The 18,904-nt window shown below is 37.4% G+C and carries 16 protein-coding genes; 4 read left to right on the plus strand and 12 right to left on the minus strand.

Annotation, left to right across the window (positions count from 1 at the left end; translation table 11 throughout):
• The first annotated feature begins 261 nt into the window (after nucleotides 1-261).
• Nucleotides 262-1,446, plus strand: a complete 1,185-nt coding sequence (locus C7B89_RS01700; protein ID WP_115673055.1) for a CaiB/BaiF CoA transferase family protein — start codon at nucleotides 262-264, stop codon at nucleotides 1,444-1,446.
• 38 nt (nucleotides 1,447-1,484) lie between these two features.
• Here the strand turns inward: C7B89_RS01700 and C7B89_RS01705 are convergent, their stop codons facing one another.
• From C7B89_RS01705 to C7B89_RS01720, 4 genes are all read right to left on the minus strand, one after another.
• Nucleotides 1,485-2,960 carry a hypothetical protein gene (locus C7B89_RS01705; protein WP_115673056.1) on the minus strand — a complete coding sequence of 492 codons (1,476 nt, stop codon included), beginning with the start codon at nucleotides 2,958-2,960 and terminating at the stop codon, nucleotides 1,485-1,487.
• A 198-nt stretch (nucleotides 2,961-3,158) separates the two neighbouring features.
• Nucleotides 3,159-3,713, minus strand: coding sequence for an HPP family protein (locus tag C7B89_RS01710; RefSeq protein ID WP_048390759.1), 555 nt, complete (start codon nucleotides 3,711-3,713; stop codon nucleotides 3,159-3,161).
• 198 nt (nucleotides 3,714-3,911) lie between these two features.
• Nucleotides 3,912-5,270, minus strand: a complete 1,359-nt coding sequence (locus C7B89_RS01715) for an acetamidase/formamidase family protein (RefSeq protein ID WP_054548908.1) — start codon at nucleotides 5,268-5,270, stop codon at nucleotides 3,912-3,914.
• 84 nt (nucleotides 5,271-5,354) lie between these two features.
• Nucleotides 5,355-5,969: a PH domain-containing protein gene (locus tag C7B89_RS01720; protein ID WP_048390761.1), complete on the minus strand. Its 615-nt coding sequence runs from the start codon at nucleotides 5,967-5,969 to the stop codon at nucleotides 5,355-5,357.
• A 215-nt stretch (nucleotides 5,970-6,184) separates the two neighbouring features.
• On the opposite strand from C7B89_RS01720, the gene C7B89_RS01725 reads away from it, so the two are divergent.
• Both C7B89_RS01725 and C7B89_RS01730 read left to right on the plus strand, forming a co-directional pair.
• On the plus strand, nucleotides 6,185-6,907 hold the full coding sequence (locus tag C7B89_RS01725; RefSeq protein ID WP_048390763.1) for a response regulator transcription factor: 723 nt from the start codon (nucleotides 6,185-6,187) through the stop codon (nucleotides 6,905-6,907).
• On the plus strand, nucleotides 6,904-8,289 hold the full coding sequence (locus tag C7B89_RS01730; protein ID WP_115673057.1) for a sensor histidine kinase: 1,386 nt from the start codon (nucleotides 6,904-6,906) through the stop codon (nucleotides 8,287-8,289). The genes C7B89_RS01725 and C7B89_RS01730 overlap by 4 nt, the downstream gene beginning before the upstream one ends.
• A gap of 101 nt (nucleotides 8,290-8,390) precedes the next feature.
• Here C7B89_RS01730 and C7B89_RS01735 read toward each other — a convergent pair whose 3' ends face one another.
• From C7B89_RS01735 to C7B89_RS01765, 7 genes are all read right to left on the minus strand, one after another.
• A complete protein-coding gene (locus tag C7B89_RS01735) occupies nucleotides 8,391-8,750 on the minus strand; it encodes a YxeA family protein (protein ID WP_004233888.1) in 360 nt (119 codons plus the stop codon).
• Nucleotide 8,751: 1 nt separating this feature from the next.
• A complete protein-coding gene (locus C7B89_RS01740; RefSeq protein ID WP_115673058.1) occupies nucleotides 8,752-10,620 on the minus strand; it encodes an ABC transporter permease in 1,869 nt (622 codons plus the stop codon).
• Entirely contained in the window at nucleotides 10,607-11,374 is a 768-nt protein-coding gene (locus tag C7B89_RS01745) for an ABC transporter ATP-binding protein (protein ID WP_115673059.1), read from the minus strand. Before C7B89_RS01745 ends, C7B89_RS01740 begins: the two co-directional genes overlap by 14 nt.
• Before the next feature lie 151 nt (nucleotides 11,375-11,525).
• Nucleotides 11,526-12,002 carry a glutathione peroxidase gene (locus C7B89_RS01750; RefSeq protein WP_048390772.1) on the minus strand — a complete coding sequence of 159 codons (477 nt, stop codon included), beginning with the start codon at nucleotides 12,000-12,002 and terminating at the stop codon, nucleotides 11,526-11,528.
• A gap of 14 nt (nucleotides 12,003-12,016) precedes the next feature.
• On the minus strand, nucleotides 12,017-13,351 hold the full coding sequence (locus tag C7B89_RS01755) for an FAD-dependent oxidoreductase (RefSeq protein ID WP_066038051.1): 1,335 nt from the start codon (nucleotides 13,349-13,351) through the stop codon (nucleotides 12,017-12,019).
• A 13-nt stretch (nucleotides 13,352-13,364) separates the two neighbouring features.
• A complete protein-coding gene (locus C7B89_RS01760; RefSeq protein WP_048390777.1) occupies nucleotides 13,365-14,510 on the minus strand; it encodes a VanZ family protein in 1,146 nt (381 codons plus the stop codon).
• Between the two features lie 151 nt (nucleotides 14,511-14,661).
• Nucleotides 14,662-14,949 carry a DUF6509 family protein gene (locus C7B89_RS01765; RefSeq protein ID WP_036075918.1) on the minus strand — a complete coding sequence of 96 codons (288 nt, stop codon included), beginning with the start codon at nucleotides 14,947-14,949 and terminating at the stop codon, nucleotides 14,662-14,664.
• 156 nt (nucleotides 14,950-15,105) lie between these two features.
• Between C7B89_RS01765 and C7B89_RS01770 the strand changes: the two genes are divergently transcribed.
• The gene (locus tag C7B89_RS01770; protein ID WP_103117282.1) at nucleotides 15,106-16,281 is read left to right on the plus strand and encodes an alanyl-tRNA editing protein; all 1,176 of its coding nucleotides are present in this window, start codon (nucleotides 15,106-15,108) and stop codon (nucleotides 16,279-16,281) included.
• 584 nt (nucleotides 16,282-16,865) lie between these two features.
• Here C7B89_RS01770 and C7B89_RS01780 read toward each other — a convergent pair.
• On the minus strand, nucleotides 16,866-18,863 hold the full coding sequence (locus tag C7B89_RS01780) for a methyl-accepting chemotaxis protein (protein ID WP_115673061.1): 1,998 nt from the start codon (nucleotides 18,861-18,863) through the stop codon (nucleotides 16,866-16,868).
• Nucleotides 18,864-18,904 lie beyond the last annotated feature (41 nt).

Raw genomic sequence — 18,904 nt, forward strand, 5'->3', positions numbered from 1 at the left:
ATTTGATAGAAAATCTAAATTCTAAATTTTTTTACTTTTATTGTTATTCTGACATATAAAAGTTGAAGCGTTTATTTTATAATAAAAATTAGCATAGGCAAGTTAAGATTTAATCTGTTATAATACTCATTAAAATATAATAAACTGTAATAATACAGTATATAGAATACGCTTTTCACACAATGGGGATTATGAGAAAAGCGCTACTCGCCATCATCATCCAGATGGTTGTGTAGCCTACACAAAAAGGGGTTGGAAGATTTGGGCATTTTAAAGGGGTTAAAAATTCTCGATTTTTCTGCATTACTACCAGGACCAATGGCGACAATGATATTTGCTGATTTAGGAGCAGATGTCATCCATGTTGAATCTTCAAAGCGGGTTGATTTAACACGAATTATGCCTCCCTATGACGATGATCACGAGGCATATATCCATCAACATTTAAATCGATCAAAAAAATCTATAACGCTAAATTTAAAATCACCAGAAGCTATCGACATTGTTAAATCACTTGTACAGGAGTATGACGTTATTATCGAAGGATTTCGACCTGGTGTAATGCAGCGACTTGGCATCGGCTATGAAGCGCTTAAAGAAATAAATCCTAAGGTTATTTATTGTGCGATTACTGGCTACGGACAAACAGGGCCTTATAGTAATCGACCAGGACATGATAATAACTATCTATCCTTAGCTGGCTTACTCGACTATTCCCGCCATAAGGATAAAAAGCCTGTTTCCATGGGCGTTCAATTAGCAGACATAGCTGGAGGGACAATGCATGCAGCAATAGGTGTGCTGGCTGCTGCCCTTCATCGTGAAAAAACAGGAGAAGGACAGTTCATCGATATTAGTATGACAGATGCTGTCTTTTCACTTAATGCTATGTATGGTGCAGCATTTATTGGAGGTGGACGTGTACCACAGCCAGAGCAAGAAATTTTAAATGGAGGCAGTTACTATGATTTTTACAAAACAAAGGATGGGCGCTTTTTCTCTGTCGGTAGTTTAGAGCCTCAATTTCGCAAATTGCTCTGTGAAGCACTCGATATTCCTGAATTGATCGATAATACCTTCAATGACTCCTACTATACGCAAATTCGTTTTAAAGAGGCTGTTCACGATGCCTTCTTGTCCAAGACATATGAGGAATGGCTTGAAGTGTTTAACGAGGATTTTGAAGGTTGTGTAGAGCCAGTTCTAACATTTCCTGAAGCATGTGAGCATCCACAGCTAAAGGCACGAGAAATGATTGTGACTATACCCAAAAGCGATGGCACTATGCAAAAACAAATTGCCTCTCCGTTTAAATTTGATGGTACGCAGCCTGAATACAAGCATGTTGGTGCTAAATTAGGCGAGCATAATGAGGAAGTTTTACTATATCTGGGCTTTAATGCTGAACAAATCAAGGCTTTGAAGGAAAAAGGTGTTTTAGAGTAAAAAAGGTGTCTAATACTGTGATGTATTAGACACCTTTTTTATACATACGCACTAATAAACATACGTAGGTTTTCAAAATGATCATCTATTAGTAGATATTTTTTGTAAATCTCCATTAACTTTTCAAAAAGCTCGTACTGCTCTGTTACAAACAAAACTCTTAAAATATTTAACATATGCAGGGAGGCACTTTGTGCTACAACATAGTATGGTGCATTTGGTTGACGATAATTGCGTCGCCACTCTTCCACAGACAAACCAATATGTTGTAGAGAGTTATTCACATGAAGTGCTATATCCTGTTGAACATATGCTTCAATTGCAATAAGCTGTTCACTACTAAAGTTTTTTTGTACTAATGAAGAATTAATTTTTTTATTCGATGCTAAAACATGCTCTTTTAATAAAAGTAAGCCATCCTCATAACGTGCCATTTTTACATAATGCTCTAGTAGAATGGCATATAAATTTTCTAAATAATTTAACTGATAATTTTTAATAATGGCAGGTGGTGTTGGTTTACGATTTGGTAATAGCTCTTTATACTCTAGTAATATTTCAATGGCATAATTATTTATTCGTTCATCCTCTAATAAATATTCACCATAGTGTATAACCTTTTCACTCTGCTGTTCTCTATTTGCTATATGAAATAAAATATAGGCAATTAACACTTTTTCCTTCTCTGATAGTGCATACATTGAGTAGCGCCATTCCGCTTCAAATGAGGTAATAAACGATTTGACACTATTAAAATCACCTTCTGATAAGCAATAATGAGTAACAATTTGATATAGACGTAACTGTTTCTTTGCCAAACAGCTAGCATTATGCTTATCCACATGAGTTATACACTTATCCAGTATCGCTTTATAGTTATTCACAAAGTTATCCACATGTTCACAATTTTCTCTCACAGAATGCTCGAAATGTCCCATTATTTCATAAAGAAATGTGAATTGCTCTAAAGGTTTGTGGATAAGCAGTGAATAAACTTTTTTTGTGAAAAGCCAATGCCAAAAAGATGCATGCTCTTTATACATCATATGCACTAAATATTCATCTTGAAATTTATATAAAATAATTGATTGTAGCTCATTAACTGGCATAGCTATTTGCATTCGTTTCCCAAAGACTAACCAAATTAATCGTTCTAAGTCTATTATATGTTGTGCAAAAAGCTGCTCAAAAAAAGTATCTTTACCTTTTTGTGTATAGAAAAAAGCACTGAGACGCTCATTCACAAATTTTGAATCTAAACCATATTTGTCAAAATATATTTGCATTTCTGTTGATACATGACCCCAATATTTACGTGCTGTGGAAAAGGTAATATTCTTAGCCGTTTCTTCGTTTACTAAAAATAGATTGGGTGAAAGCGAAGTACCAAGTATTTTTGGATCTTCTTGCAGATTTGACTCTGCCTCCAGCCAAGTTGCTAGTATATTTTCAGCACCCTTTTTACTTCTTTGTTTATAAGCCATGAATAATTGCTCATCACAGTCCAACAGCATAAAAATGGATCCTCCCATCAATTTCTACCAACAAAGATCTTCCCCTATCATTCAAATACATGATTTTTACACTCTTTCTTCAATATAACAAATCTTAACTAACATATGCTAAAAAAATATGGGTATGCATAGCAAAAACGTTAACAATATAAAAAACCACCTATATAAGTGAACACACTTTATAGATGGATATCATCTTTACCAAAACAACGGATATTTTCTTTTTTCTCGTAAATTATTGATCAACAAACCGAAAAATACAATTATGACTGCTCCAATTAATACAGGAGTTAGTAAATAACTCCAACCATAACCTCCTAAAATAATAATTATAGGATTGGCGCCTGCTGGAGGATGTATGACACCTAAAAAGGCCATAAAAAATATAGTTAATCCGACACCAAGACTAATAGACAATATATTGGAGCCTAGTAATGAATACATGGCCAACCCGATAAATGCCGAAATAAAATGACCTCCAATTATATTTCGGGGCTGGGACAAAGGTGCATTCCAGACGACAAATACAAGAACGCAGCTACCGCCTAATGATGCCATTAACCAAGGTGAATTGGTAATGTTAGTTAACCATAGCAACACAAAAATGCATATTAATCCTCCTATTGCTCCAGTAAAGGCATCAGCAAAATTTGTTCGAGATGGAGCATGACCTCCTCCTCTCATTTTTAATATAAAAGGTTTTATACTATTCTTTTTCTCTATTTTGTTTTCCACACCTATAATTTCTGTCATTAGACACCAACTTTTCTCTTCTATACTCATCTGTTTTATATAAGGTCCTGTTATTCATTTTTAAACTTTAACTATTATATCAACACAACAATAGATTTCAATCCAAACTTCAAATTTCAGACAAACATTTACTTATCTGACTTGTAGCTCATACAAAAAAGCAAACTTTTAAAAGTTTGCTTTTTCAAGAAATCATTATTAGTCATATTGTTTTTTAATAGTTTTATATATTCTTACCTTTTTCAATACAGTTTTAGGTACTTGGAAAGTGGCTGTGACAACCCCTGGATGGCGTCCGATTTCAATGGAGCCTGTGATAGTTGCTCTATTTAAAACCTCTGGTTCGCTCATCTCAAATAGCTTCGCAGCTCGACTAATCGCGTTATCAGTCGCCTCATTTAACGTTTTACCAGAACCAATCACCGACACTGGGAATGCATCCTCTACCTGTTTAACACCAAACTCCTCCGCTAGCTCACGTGCGCGACGTTTTTCTTCCTTTGTAAAGGGTTTGGCTGTATAAGGTAAGTCTTCTACATTTGGTAGTAAAATTGGGCCTTCCAAAGCTACTTTCTTCAATACCTTAACTTGAAGCTGCACAATACCCGCTACATCGGTTGTATGTCCTGCAATCTCGCCGTCCCCTTGCATAGCATGCATGTCTCCAATATATACACCACCGCCTGGTACCTTGACTGGACAAATAATAGTCGCACCTTCTCGTACTCGGCTGATATCCATATGTCCATCGGTACGATGTAAATCCAATTCTTCTTGAGTAAAAGCATATTCATGTGGTGCTCCAATTAAAAATGAACCAAAGTCACCTGCATTATGTGAATCAGGCATCGCTTTAGAAGGGGTTGTCCCAAGCTGACCTAAAAATGGTCGCATTCTCGCCAATACACCTACTAAGTCGCTTGGAGCCAATGCAACAACAGGATTTTGTACAGAATTTTCAGGTGTTCTCATGTAGTTTTTAGCATCAAGTGCAATTCGTCTAGCACCCTCTCGTCCAACAGTTACACCCATTTGCCCTTTATGATCTAGTGCCATCGTATAGCCGTTTGTCATTTTAAAGGGTGCCGTTTCTGTATCACATGTAGAACATCGAATTGCATGTGGGCCTATTCCTTTTACAACTGTGCTTGGATGAAGCTTGCCACAGCCTGGACATTTTACAGAAACAAACGGATCACCAATGAATCGATCTACAATTGCTTCATCATGGCCAGACGAAGTTGCAAGAGATGTGACCTGAATAGATTTAATTTTTATAACAATGGCGTCACCCACCTCTGCTCCTTCTACAAACACGGGCTTCGTTACTTCATGTCCTCCACGAATAGTAGGAGTAAGCATGGGTCCCCAACATCCAGGTGTTGTATTGGCAATAATCGTTCCACCATCCTTAAGCGGCCCTAACATCTTCTGTGATGGATCTAAAATACCATCAATAAACTCATTTACGAACAATGTTTCAGCGGCTTGAGGTTGCTGTATAAAATCATCACTTTCTACCTCTTCTTTTTCTAGCACATGCATGTCGTTTGTCATTTTCTAATCACGCTCCTAGAATAATTTTTATGTATATCGTTATATGTTAAAAATGCTCTCTACACTTGCAGAGAGCTATTTTTATCAATTGTTCATATATAAATCAAAAATATGTGAGAAGTCTTCTTTTTTATACTTATCTTTATGATCGATCATCCAAGTATTCGCAAAGCTTGTAATTTCTTTGAATGACGACGCAGGAGATATATTGTCATTGCCAATTCGACCAAGTGATGATGATGCTATGTTTAAACTTTTTTCCGCTACTTCTAGCTTATAAGCATTGTTCTTTTGTTCATAGCTAATGGCATGTAGTGCTTTATATAAATCTTTAATGTCATCAATAAAGCGTTTATGAATGTCGATGGATAGTGGGGAATTGCCGATTGTAAACTTAATTTCGACATCAAGGTCGATTGTTCCTGCTGTTTCGAGAAAAACTTCTGTCACAGTATACATTGAATAGTCATAGCGTCGCAGTAATCGTTTCTTGCTCATAGCACTTTCGCCATCTACATGAATAATCGCACGATTTGTAAAGCAATACTCATCTGCCTTCGTTTTAATTAAAAAGTAAATTTTTTCATCAATTTCATGTAAGATAAAATCATCTGCATCTGTCTTATCATAGTCCTCTCTTGGCACAACCACACCAATATCTGAAAGTCCAAGTGCATCTGCTGCTATTTTTTTAAACATCGTCATTCCTCCTAATTTGTAATACTCTTTTTACGCTTTAGAATCTGTAAAGGTTTCACCATGTATTGATTTATATAAAAAATGTTCTTCTTCTCTTGTAGAATAAAAGCATTTACTGGTTAAGCTATACAACCCAACATTTCCTCTTTTCTATACATTTCATTTATAATAATTGTCAGTAAAGATTCTTCCAAATCGAAAGGTCGTGTGAACAAGTGCAAGAACCAACCATTTTAGTAGTGGATGATGAGGCAGATTTAGCGAATCTACTAAAAGTAAGCTTACAAAAAGAGGGCTACAAACAAATTTATACAGCTGGTACCATTCACGATGCATGGACAAGCTTTCAACAAACAACACCCGATATTATACTTCTAGATGTCATGCTTCCCGATGGTGAGGGCTACGATTTATGTAGACGTATCCGTGAAGTATCCCATGTCCCTGTGCTCTTTATGTCTGCTAAAAATGAGGAAATTGATAAAATTTTAGGACTAGCCATTGGCGGAGACGATTATATTACAAAACCTTTTAGCCCGAAAGAAGTAGCCTATCGTGTGAAGGCGCAACTACGTAGAGCTGGCTATCAAACACAAGATACCATAACGAATATTGTTGAAAAAGCACTACAAATTGGACCATTTCAGTTGAATGCCGATGAAACTGAAGTCCATAAAAATGGCGTATTATTGGAGTTAACAGCTAAGGAAATTGGATTAATGGCGTGCTTTATGCACAATCCCAATCGAATCTTAAGTAAAGAAACATTATTTGAACGTGTATGGGGAGAGGATTTCTTCGGTTCTGATAACACTGTTATGGTGCATATTCGCCGGTTGCGTGAAAAAATTGAGGAGGATGCCTCTAATCCTCTATATATCACAACTGTAAAAGGACTTGGCTATAAGTTTGTCATGCCAAAAGAGGCACAAGAATGAAGTGGAAATTAACCGCTCGCTTTCTCCTTTCCGTACTTTCTATCGTCATCATTGTTATTTTCGTCAATACAGCTATCTTCATGGGACTCCTTACTTATCGGCTAGCAACTGACTCTGAAGGCGTTTCTGCCACAGAAGAGGAAAACTTTGTGCGGGAATTTCAAAAATATATCCAGATAAAAAATGGAGCAATTTCCATACGTGCAGAAGGAATCGAACAATTGCATCAAAGAAATGCGTGGATACAATTGCTTGATGAAAATGGTCAAGTGATTGATGCTCATTTTGCACCAGATAAAGCACCATTGCACTATGCACCTATCGACTTAATTCAAGTATATAAATATAAAGAATTCGATTCAGATACTACTGTGTATATTGGCAGTAAGGATTCCATTTGTTATTTAATCGGTATTAAAGGTAGCGGTGTTACAAGGTTTGTTACGCATGTTTCTGGCACATCACTCTTACAGTTTATAGGGAAATTTGGCTTGTTCATCGTGATTGCGGACTTGTTAGTAGCTACATTAGTAGGGTGGCTTTTTGGTCGTACATTAACGAAACCTCTTTATGCGATGATAGATCGCATTCATCATTTAAAGAATCATGATCATACGTCTATTAAGTCTCCTGGTGGTGTCTACAAGCCGGTTTTTGAAAACTTAAATGAAGTATCACGAGAATTGGCAGCCCATGAACAGGAGCGAAAGAGACTAGAGATTATGCGTGAAGAATGGATTAGTAATGTCTCACACGATATGAAAACACCACTTGCCTCTATTCGAGGTTATGCAGAACTATTGAATGATGCACAAATAACAAATACTGAGCAAATGGAGTATGCACAAATTATAGAAAAACAATCATTGCATATGCAAAATCTACTGGATGACTTAAATTTAACGATGCGTTTAAGACATCAACAGCTTCCACTTACACTAAATGAAGTGAACATGGTGCCTTTTATTCGAGAGATAGTGATTGAAACATTAAATACACCACAATATGAACAAGCTAATCTTATGTTTGAGGCGACAACCGAGAAAAGTCTGCATCAAATCGATGAACATTTTATGCGCAGAGCTATCATGAACTTTTTACACAATGCATTGCTTCATAATGCTCCCGATGTATCTGTCCATGTGTCTGTTGATGAGCATACTCTTACAATTTCTGATAATGGCAAGGGGATAGACCCAGAGGATCTAGAACATATTTTTGAACGCTATTACCGAGGCACAAATACGGACAATACTGCTGGGACTGGTTTAGGTACAGCTATTGCTAGAGATATCATTGAGGCTCATGGAGGAACAGTAACCATCACCTCGGAAAAAGGAAAAGGTACATGCGTTATTATTGATCTACAAAAGGGATACTAAATAAACTAAATTTAACCAGTTGAATTTAAACGCTAAATACTTTGCACTGAACTTTCGTGTGGAAAAGAAGGAGTCTCAAAATTTGAGACTCCCTCTTTGTGCTATTTCATTTGATCCTGTACTTTAGCAGGTAATTCATGGAATTTCACTTCATCAAATGAAGTAACTTCTGTTTCCTTTTTCACGTAAAGCTTTAAATAAGCATCCTGGCGTAAATTTTTATGAGCAGAAAACTTTAATGTTTTCTCTTCCCCATTTTTATCGTAAGTAGGTAGCTCGTACCAATACATTTTAAAGATTTCACCACTATCTGCTTTATACTCCTCTACCTCACCATCAGCCGTGATATGAACATAGTAGGTATCTTTATTTAATCGGTTAAAATCTACAGTCATCAATACAATTAACCCTGCTACGAATAAGATAAACAATGCACCTATTCCGAAAAATACTTTTTTCATATTAATTCCCCTGTCTCACTATTTTATAAAACGAACGAACGGTAAAGATATAATAAATAAAGTAAATAGCTGAATAAGCAATCATCCACAAGATGACTGGTTTTGTAATATTCATGTTAAATAGCTGTGAAAATGCTAGTAATGCAAACACACTATGTGCAATACCCACAATAAGTGGCGCACTAAAGATAACAGCGACCTGTCCTGCTACTGTCTTTAAGATTTGCTTACTATTTACACCAATTTTATTTAAAATAGCATATTTTGCCTGATCTTCTTCGGCTTCCGTTAAAATTTTGAAGTAGATAATACTGCCTGTTGCCGCTAGGAAGACCAATCCTAGGAAGCTTCCCACAAACAATAGGGCACCAACTGTTGCTAAACTATCCTCATAGCTTTGCGGTACACTAGAAAATGATTCTTGTTGTTCAGAAGACAACTGCTGGTAAATGTCTTTCGACACGTCCTGTTGTTTCAAATCATTGTCCAATCCAACAACCTGCATCATAATCTCATCGGCATCAGTAGCTTTAAACTCTTGATCATTCACAACGAGAACTGTTCCAGCTGCTATAAAGTTTAACACGCTTTCCGTGTACATCTTTTCTACATGGAAGGAGTCTCCGTTTTGTAGCTTAAAGTCCTCACCTGTAAAATTATGTGAAAATCGTTCATCGTAGGCTGCATCCAGTAAAACCGTAGAACCCTCTGCAATGTGTAGCTCTTTATCCTTGCCTTGTAATTTCGCTAAGCGATTATAGTCCGATTCCTTAAGTAATGTATATTCGAAAAATGAGAATTCATTATCCACACGTAAATTTTTCACAGCCAGTGCTTCATTATATAAGACATCCTGTTGTGAAAATTCTACTGTCTCGCCTTTCCACATAAATGTGTTTGGCAGCATCTGACGTACAGAAGCTTCTGCATTATAATACATACCGAAGACACCGCCACCTGCTGTAATCGTAGTGGCACTTAAAATTGCAATGATTGACAACGATTTGGCATTGGCTCGAATACGATACAATAGCTGAGAAACACCGATTAAATTTAAACCCTTCCAGGACCATGATGTTGCTTTCTTTAATGCTGTTAATACAAAGACACTCACACTATGGAATAGAAGGTATGTCCCTGCAATTGTTACCCCTATAACCATTAATGGCGTACCTAATACCGTAAAGAATCTCCATATTTCACTCGTAAACATATCAGAGGCAGCTGTATAATAACCAAATGCAATAAGTACAGTGCCAAGTAAAGCAGCTACTAATGATGCACGTGGAATTTGCTCTCCCTGTTTGTCCGCATGAAATAAATCAATTAGTTTAAATTGATATATCACACGGTAACCTTGTAAGGATGTGAATAAAAACAGTAGTGTAAAAATGCCCGTTGTATTAATTAGTGCCTCCATTGAAAATGTCAGGCTACCAACCACTTCATAGCCCATTAAGCGTACTAGTATCATTAATAGCCCTTGGGACATAAAGAAACCTAGAAGGATACCAAACACAAGAGAGACAAGCCCTATGACTAAATTTTCAAAAAAGAGCATTAAGCCAATTTTTTGCTTACGTACACCTAGTAACGAGTAAAGGGCTACTTCCTTTTTCCGCTTCTTCATAAAAAACGAGTTGGAATAGGCCATAAAGATGACAATGAAGAACAGAAGTACGACTGACGAGGCACTCATTAATCCTTTAATTTGTTGTGACGATTGCTTTAAGGCTGAAAGATCATCATTATATTTGAGCGTCACAAACGTAAAGTAAATAACGATACTAAATACCATTGAGGCAATATATAAAAAGTAATTCGATAAATTGCGTTGAATATTTTTACGCGCTAAACTAAATAACGTCATTTACTCCACCCCCGATGCTAGATAGCACCTGCAAGATCTCTTGGAAAAATTGCTTCCTCGTTAGAGTCCCACGTTGAATTTCCTTAGATAGCTGTCCATCCTGAATAAATAGAATGCGCTGGCAGAAGCTAGCCGCAAAGGCATCATGTGTAACCATCATAATCGTTGCGGCTTGAGATTGGTTTAAATCACTTAAGCTTTCTAATAAATCGGTTGCAGATTTTGAATCTAGCGCACCTGTAGGCTCATCGGCAAAAATTAGTTTTGGTTCTGTCACTAATGCTCGCGACGAGGCTGTACGCTGCTTTTGCCCACCTGAAATTTGATAAGGATATTTGTTTAATAAATCACTAATTCCAAACAATGCAGCAATTCGATCAACTCTTGCATTAATAGCCTTTGTCGGCATTTTTGCAATCGCTAGTGGTAAAACAATATTTTCTCGCACTGTTAAAGAATCGAGCAAGTTATAATCCTGGAAAATAAACCCTAAATTATCTCGACGAAAATCCGCTAATTCAGCATCCTTCATACGTGCCAAATTAGTATCTTCAATAATAATTTCACCAGTTGTTGGCGTATCAATCGTTGCTAATACATTAAGAAGCGTAGATTTTCCAGCCCCAGAAGGACCCATTACCCCAACAAACTCTCCCTTTTCTACTTCAAATGATATATTCGATAGCGCTTTAAAAGTATTTGCGCCTTTGCCGTAATTTTTCCCAACGTTTTGTACCTTTAATAATGGCGTCATATACGCTCACCTCTTCTTTCTGACTTTAGTATACGACCTCAAACTTACAGCAAATTTGTCGCAAGCTTACAGCAACCTTAAATCATCTGCTTTTTGAAATTTGTAGACAAAAAAAGATTCATACACAAACTGTGCATGAATCTTTTCTAATCTATTGTGCTAATACTTTTTGAATATCTTCCTCAAAGCTACTTGGCTTATCTGCTGAGGCGTATCGTCCAACAACCTCTCCATTACGGTTTACAAGGAATTTTGTAAAGTTCCATTTAACACTATTGCCTAAAAATCCTTTGGAATGGGAAGTAAGATAATCGAAAATAGGATGTGCTTCTTTACCATTCACCTTCACGATCTCATGCATCGGGAACGTCACTCCATATGTTAGTCGACATTGGGAAGCCGCTTCTTCAGCTGACGCTAGCTCTTGTTTAAATTGATTTGATGGAAAACCAAGTACAACCAGACCTTGCTCCTGATATTTTTCATAGAGACCTTCTAATTCTTCAAATTGTGGTGTAAAGCCACATTTGGAAGCTGTATTAACAATTAGCATCGGCTTTCCTTTATAACGTTCAAGGCTATAGATAGTACCATCTTCTAAAGTTACATTAATATCATAAATGCTCATCTCTCTACCTCCTATTATAAACGTCCATTCATTCTTGCCACCTGCTGCAAAGGGTCCCAAACACCGTTGAATGGTGGTGCATAGGCCAAATCTAAATCTAGCAAATCAGGTAAGGTCATTTTACTATATAATGCTGTCGCAAACACATCGATACGCTTATCAACTCCCGCTGGTCCCACGATTTGTGCACCCAATAACAATTGATCACGCTTGCGAACGACCACTTTTATAAACATACGTTGTGCACCTGGATAATAGCCGGCTATATGGCGTGCAGATAATTTAAATGCCTCATAGTCAAAACCAAGCTCTTTAGCATCGCGCTCATTAATACCTGTTGTAGCAATAGTTAAATTGAAAAATTTTAAAATAGAAGTGCCCACAATTCCTCTAAACGGAGCAAATTTGCCTGACATGTTGAGACCTGCTAAACGACCTTGCTTATTAGCAGTCGTTCCTAAAGGTATATAATCTAAACGTTCTTTCACAATATTAAAGTGAGTTGCACAATCGCCAGCTGCATAAATATTTTCAAGGGAAGTCTCTAAATGGCGATTTACAATGATTGCTCCATTTTTTGCAAGTGCAATCCCAGTATTCTTTAAAAACTGTGTATTTGGTTTTATGCCTGAAGCGACAATGACTAAATCCGTCTCTAGAACGCCGTTATCTGTAATAACACGTTCCACTCGTTTATTTCCTTCAAAAGCTTCAACGCTCGTATTTAATAACAGCTCTACATCGTTCTTTTTCGCTTCCTCATGAACATGCTGAGCAAGTTCTTCATCTAAAATACGGGCCACATGACTTCCGCGCTGAATAAGCCTTACCTTTTTCCCACAGGCATGTATGGTTTCAGCCATTTCTAAACCAATATAGCCACCACCTATGATTGTTACCTGCTCAATCTCTGATGTTAAATCTGCCATCAAATCTTCCAGTTGAGGAATTGTTTTTACCGTATGGATACCATCTAGCTCATTCCCCCTTTTCACAGGCATGACTGGACTAGCCCCCGTTGCAATAAGAAGTTTATCGTAGGTAATCTCAAATTTATCACCACTTGCTTGTGTACCTGTAATAACCTTCTTCTCTATGTTTACATTCTCTACCTCATAGCCAACTCTTGCATCAATGCCATACTTATCTCGAAAAGTTTCGACATCTCTTGCAATTAAACGTTTGGTTGATGAAATACGACCATCTACAACATAAGGCAATCCACATTGCCCATATGAATAAATAAAACCACGTTCTAAAGTAGTTATTTCTGCTCCTGGAACATTCCGATAGATTTCCATTGCTGCAGACATACCTGCAGCATCTCCACCAATGATGACGTATTTCATTCTACAAGCCCCCTTATTTTTTCCTTGTTGCCATTAAATCTGCATATTGATCGATATACAAACGTCGTTTTCCACCACTTACGATGACCCGTACCACATGAATAGCTATTATCATTGTAAGTGCAAAACCTGCTATTGCGGCAAGTAGAGAAATGACAATTTGTAGAACATAAAATGGTGAATCCATATCTAATTGGATGTCACCTAATGTTGTAATGGCTTCTGATAAACACAAGGTAGCGATAATAGCAATACAACGACGCCATGATTGCTTTACAATACTTTTGCCATTCTTGTTGACCATTGTAAAACGCATCACCTTCATACCGAGTGTTGCACCATTCATCATACTTGGTAACACCCCAAAGAGTACCACGTACAGAGCCATTTTCACTAAGAATTCAAAAGTACCGCTATACCCTGTCAGAACACCAATAATCATCCAAACTGATTGGACGATAAATAAATCAATGGCCAATGCTAGTAAAATAGAAATCGGCTTAACAATATCATTTTTTTCCATTTCAGCAGCTTTAGCCTCAACCTCTTCATGAGAGGGGAATAATGCCCAAACAATTGGTGCTAAGAAGAAACCTAGGAGCGCACCTACACTGTTTAGTAATAAGTCATCGACATCAAAGATTCGGTATGCGCAATTAAAGATGCCATAAATGCCTGTTCTTTGTGTGACCTCATAAAACAATGTTAGCAAAAAGCTAATTAAAAATGCACGTTTCCAGTACCTTCTTTCTTTAAGAAAATATCGCAAGTAAACGCCGAATGGCATTAGTAGTAAGAAATTAAAGAAGGCTTGAAAAAATGCCTGCTGTTTTGTGATAGCAAGCCATGTAGATGGATTTGTGACAACAACGCCACTATCCTTTAAAACATCATCAACAAATTGAAAAAGTCGCAAATTAGTATGAACGGTGTCCGCGGATTGAAGTGAGCAAGTATCTCTTGTAGACGGAAATGGTAGTAATACTAAACAAAGCGCTGATAAAAAGTAAAAAATAAATGAGAACATGATAATGGTTTTGGACATCGATAAGTATCCATACTTACGATACGTATAAATCAGCCATGGTATAAATAGTACAAAGGATAAAATAATAGTTATGAAAAATGCTATAAAAATGGATTGCGTGTACGTTGACATAGAAACACCTCTCTCTTTAAATTGCCCTATTTTCTGAACACTAAAACTAAGTTTAGTCCTTCAATACTACATGTATATTTCATCAAGCTTACATAATCCTTAATTCAATAAAAAAACAGGTAAAGAATCTATACTCTCTACCTGTTACTTACTATGCTTTCGCTATTTCTTCTTTACAGAATGTCAAAATTTCTTCTAGTTCATCATCCTCTAATGCAAAGTCTAAATATTCACCTTCAGCCTTTTCCATGATGAAGTAATTTAATATAAATGGTTCTTCGTCTTTTTCACCAATTAGGACACGAATTTCAATGCCAGCTTCGTGGTAAAGCTCATCCTCTTCATCAATTTCTACATCCAGAATAAATTCATAACGCTTACCTTCAATAATATTTGTTGGGTCTAAAATCTCTTCCATTGAGAATTGTGTAATTTCCATTATATTTGCTCCTTTTTCTTTAGCTGTTCTTTTCTATATTAAATCAATTTCAGCATGGGTCAACTAGAAAACTCGTATACACCTGTCAGTAATTATGCCACAATGAAATGGAATTAATTTAGAACTAAATTTCCCTACATACGAGGAGGCTTTTTCATGAAAGAGCTATTATATTATCAAGACGTTATGTTACAAGAGTTTGATGCAACTATTATTAGTAAAGGAACTGACGAATCCGACCGTCATTATGTTGTACTATCGAACACCGCTTTCTATCCAACTGGTGGTGGTCAACCTCACGATACAGGTACATTGAATGCGTTGGAGGTCATAGATGTTGAAAAAGTGGATGATGAAATTCGTCACTATATTGAAGGTGATCTATCGACTTTAGATGGTGTGGTACATGGCAAGCTAAATTGGCCAAGACGATTCGATCATATGCAGCAGCATGCTGGGCAACATATTTTAACAGCTGCTTTTGTAGAGCTTTTTAATGCGCAGACTGTAAGCTTTCATCTAGGCAGTGAGCAAGTAACAATTGATCTTGCTATAGAAACGATTTCTGAGCAACAGCTTGCAGCGGCAGAAGCAAGAGCCAATGACATTATTCTAGAGAACCGCCCCATTCAAACTATCTGGGTTACAGAGCAAGAGCTGGGCAACTATAATCTTCGTAAAGAAGTTGCAGTGACGGGAGACATTCGACTTGTGATTATCCCTAATTTTGATTACAACGGTTGTGGTGGCACTCACCCTACATCCACAGGGCAAGTTAGTTCCATCAAAATATTAGGGACTGAAAAAATGAAGGGCAATGTGCGCGTTTCTTTTGTGTGTGGTCAACGCGTTTTGACTGAGCTTGGCATGCGGAAAAAAGTATTAGCGGACGTTGCTCGTCAATTAAGTGTCCCTGAGATTGATGCTGCCACAGCACTTACAAAAGTTTTATCTACTCAAAAAACTACAGAAAAAGCACTCGCTGCTGCGAAAGAGGAATTACTCACGTATGAAGCAAAGGCACTTGTTAATAGCGAAGGTGTCGTAACGGCTGCTTTTAATCAGCGAACAATGCAAGAGCTACAAAAAATCGCCCGTATGATTGTTACGGAACAGAAAGATGTAATAGCTCTACTTGTGTCTGAAAATGAAGGCAAACTACAATTCGTTGCAGCAAGAGGTAATAATGTTTCAAAAAGCATGAAGGATGTTGCCCAAAAGGCACTGCCGCTTATTAATGGTAAGGGTGGCGGAAGTGACCAAATGGTACAAGGCGGTGGCGATTGCACCGTTTCGAAAGAAGAATTACTAGCAGCGATGCAAGACGCTTAATTACATTATAATAGAGGAGCTGTTTGTTATTAATAGACAGCTCCTCCTATGTTATTGAAAAAAGACAATGTCACTAGCCGAAAAAGACTTTTTGACAAGGTAAGTGATTGATTTCCGTTACGCCAGCGTCCTTTCCAGGGGGCGTCCGGTGAGCCGCTTCATTCACTTACGGTCGCTCCAGGGTCTCACCTGTGACGCTAAATCCCCTAGGAGTGACACTGGCTCCACTCCAATCAACCATTCTGTAAAAGTGGCTTTTCCTTATCTTTCATACAGTCGTTGTGAACAAAATAGCAAATGTATAATTTGAGAAAGGATAGACTCTTATTTTCAATGGGAGAAATGATGATTGACCACACCTCTCCATAAAATGAGTAGTGAACACCTTCAATTAAGCCTTCGCTAAAAAGGTAACATTTTTATGAGGTGGAGTGGATGGATTCCTGACTTTCGTGGGATAGCTAGACAGACGATCCTCTGCATGGAGAGGTAATCCATTTTGACCTTTCACAAAAATTGTATGGATGGTTTTGTTTTTCAACACTCTGAGAGGAGCTGTCATTAATAGACAGCTCCTCTCTAATTTAATATTTAAATTTTTGAATGGCTTCATATAAACGTTTTGCCATTTCTGATAGTTTTTCAGTTTGATTGTTCATTACTGCTACCGTCTTCAACTGTTCCGCTGTTGCATCTGTTACCTCATGCACATAATCACTTGCCGCATGTGCAGTAGCTGCCATTTCTTCCATAGACGCGGAAACTTCCTCCGTATTGGCAGACATTTGTTCAGCTGAAGCATTCATTTCTTCAATTTGACCTGCTATTTCTCCTACTGCTTGAACCATTTCCTCGAAGCGTTCTCCCACTGCCTCAATAGAAGCTAAACCTCGCTCAACATTATCTTCACCAAATTCAGCTGCTTTTACTACTTCTAATGTATAAGATTGAACTCTTTCAATGAGCACATTAATTTTAGTAGCTGATTCTGCTGTTTGCTCCGATAGCTTGCGAACTTCTTCTGCTACAACGGCAAAGCCTTTACCAGCATCTCCTGCCCGTGCTGCTTCTATAGAGGCATTCAATGCCAATAAATTTGTTTGATCGGAGATATCGGTAATCATTTTTGAAATTAAGCTAATTTCTTCTGACTCTTTTTCTAGCTTGTGAATAATTGATAGTTCATCTGTTGTGCCTTGCTGAATCTCATTCATACGTAAAACGGATTGTTGAACTGCATGATTGCTTTCACTAATTTTCTGGGAAATAAAATCTGTATTACAAGCAATTGTGGAGGCAACTTCAGCTACATTTTGTATCCCTATCGCCATTTGTTCCATTGCTGAGGCACTTTCCTCTGCCATCACAGTTTGGCTTTGTGCCCCTCGATCTACTTCACTTATTGCACCAGCAATTTGCTTTGAACGCTTTGTTACTCCATTTACATCTCCCATTAAATCACACGCAGCTTCATTCACTGCCGTTGCTTCTTGACTCACTTTGGCTATCATTTCCCGCATATTATCAGTCATACGATCTAATGCACGTGCCATCGTTCCCATTTCATCAATACGTTTCAAATATTTTTCTGGAATTTCCTGTGTAAAGTCTCCTTCCGATAAGCCCTCACTAATGCGAAGTACATGTCGAAGTGGTCTACTAACAGAGCGAGAAATGGCAAATGAGATGCATAGCCCAAGTATTGAAACTATGATCGTAGTGACAATGAAGTTCGTCTTAAGCTTAGAAAGCCCTGAAAACATCTCATCTTCTAATGCGATAACCCCCATTTTCCAACCATTATCGAGGGTATGATAGCCCATTAGACTAGTTCCTGTATCTTCCGTTTCAAAAGAAAAATAACCGTTATCATTAGCAATCATTTCTTTAGCAGCCATTGCTCTTCCTGTCTTGATACCTGTTTCGTCTGCTTCCTTAATTGGATTGTATTGCTCCTTCACATACGAATGATTATTATGTCCAATAATTGTTCCGTTAGCATCTAACATAAATGCATAGCCACTGTCTCCAACCTTAATGCCTTCTACAATTTTAGATAGGTAATAGCCGTCAATACGTGCTAATAATAAAGCTTTTTCACCTGTCACTGTGTCAATTGGAGAAACGATTAAAATGACTGGTTCACCTGTTACACGACTAATCGTAATGTCAGACATGACCGACTTACCAGTAAAACCTTCTTTTACGTAATCACGATCCCCTAGATCAGCTGTTGTATCATCCAGATAATGGGCAACTCCATTAGCATTGATAATGCCAAAACCTAAGTAATTTTCATTACTGGCAAGACGTTTCGATAGATACTGCTTCTGCTTTTCAAAGTCCATGCTCCGAACTGCCTCTTGCTCTGCAATGGCTTCCACCTCCACTAGTGTTAATTGGAAGTGTTCTTCTATGTATTGGGAAACATCCTCTGCTCTAGATACCAAATTAGATTCCACTTGCTCATTCACAGCTTTTGTACTATTTATCCAAGTAGATAGCCCAAGCGTGCCACATGTTACAAATACAAGAGCTATAATTGCAACAATTAATTTACCACCAATACCTTTTAACCACATTTCTCTTTTTCTCACTTCTTCCATTTTTAGCTATACAATCC

Source organism: Lysinibacillus capsici (assembly GCF_003367505.1).
Lineage (GTDB): Bacteria > Bacillota > Bacilli > Bacillales_A > Planococcaceae > Lysinibacillus > Lysinibacillus capsici.

Bases quoted from the DNA above. Each gene is read 5' to 3' on its own strand.
- C7B89_RS01705 (WP_115673056.1), bottom strand. From the start codon at position 2,960: ATGCTGTTGGACTGTGATGAGCAATTATTCATGGCTTATAAACAAAGA.
- C7B89_RS01710 (WP_048390759.1), bottom strand. From the start codon at position 3,713: ATGACAGAAATTATAGGTGTGGAAAACAAAATAGAGAAAAAGAATAGT.
- C7B89_RS01715 (WP_054548908.1), bottom strand. From the start codon at position 5,270: ATGACAAACGACATGCATGTGCTAGAAAAAGAAGAGGTAGAAAGTGAT.
- C7B89_RS01720 (WP_048390761.1), bottom strand. From the start codon at position 5,969: ATGTTTAAAAAAATAGCAGCAGATGCACTTGGACTTTCAGATATTGGT.
- C7B89_RS01730 (WP_115673057.1), top strand. From the start codon at position 6,904: ATGAAGTGGAAATTAACCGCTCGCTTTCTCCTTTCCGTACTTTCTATC.
- C7B89_RS01735 (WP_004233888.1), bottom strand. From the start codon at position 8,750: ATGAAAAAAGTATTTTTCGGAATAGGTGCATTGTTTATCTTATTCGTA.
- C7B89_RS01740 (WP_115673058.1), bottom strand. From the start codon at position 10,620: ATGACGTTATTTAGTTTAGCGCGTAAAAATATTCAACGCAATTTATCG.
- C7B89_RS01745 (WP_115673059.1), bottom strand. From the start codon at position 11,374: ATGACGCCATTATTAAAGGTACAAAACGTTGGGAAAAATTACGGCAAA.
- C7B89_RS01750 (WP_048390772.1), bottom strand. From the start codon at position 12,002: ATGAGCATTTATGATATTAATGTAACTTTAGAAGATGGTACTATCTAT.
- C7B89_RS01755 (WP_066038051.1), bottom strand. From the start codon at position 13,351: ATGAAATACGTCATCATTGGTGGAGATGCTGCAGGTATGTCTGCAGCA.
- C7B89_RS01760 (WP_048390777.1), bottom strand. From the start codon at position 14,510: ATGTCAACGTACACGCAATCCATTTTTATAGCATTTTTCATAACTATT.
- C7B89_RS01765 (WP_036075918.1), bottom strand. From the start codon at position 14,949: ATGGAAATTACACAATTCTCAATGGAAGAGATTTTAGACCCAACAAAT.
- C7B89_RS01770 (WP_103117282.1), top strand. From the start codon at position 15,106: ATGAAAGAGCTATTATATTATCAAGACGTTATGTTACAAGAGTTTGAT.
- C7B89_RS01780 (WP_115673061.1), bottom strand. From the start codon at position 18,863: ATGTGGTTAAAAGGTATTGGTGGTAAATTAATTGTTGCAATTATAGCT.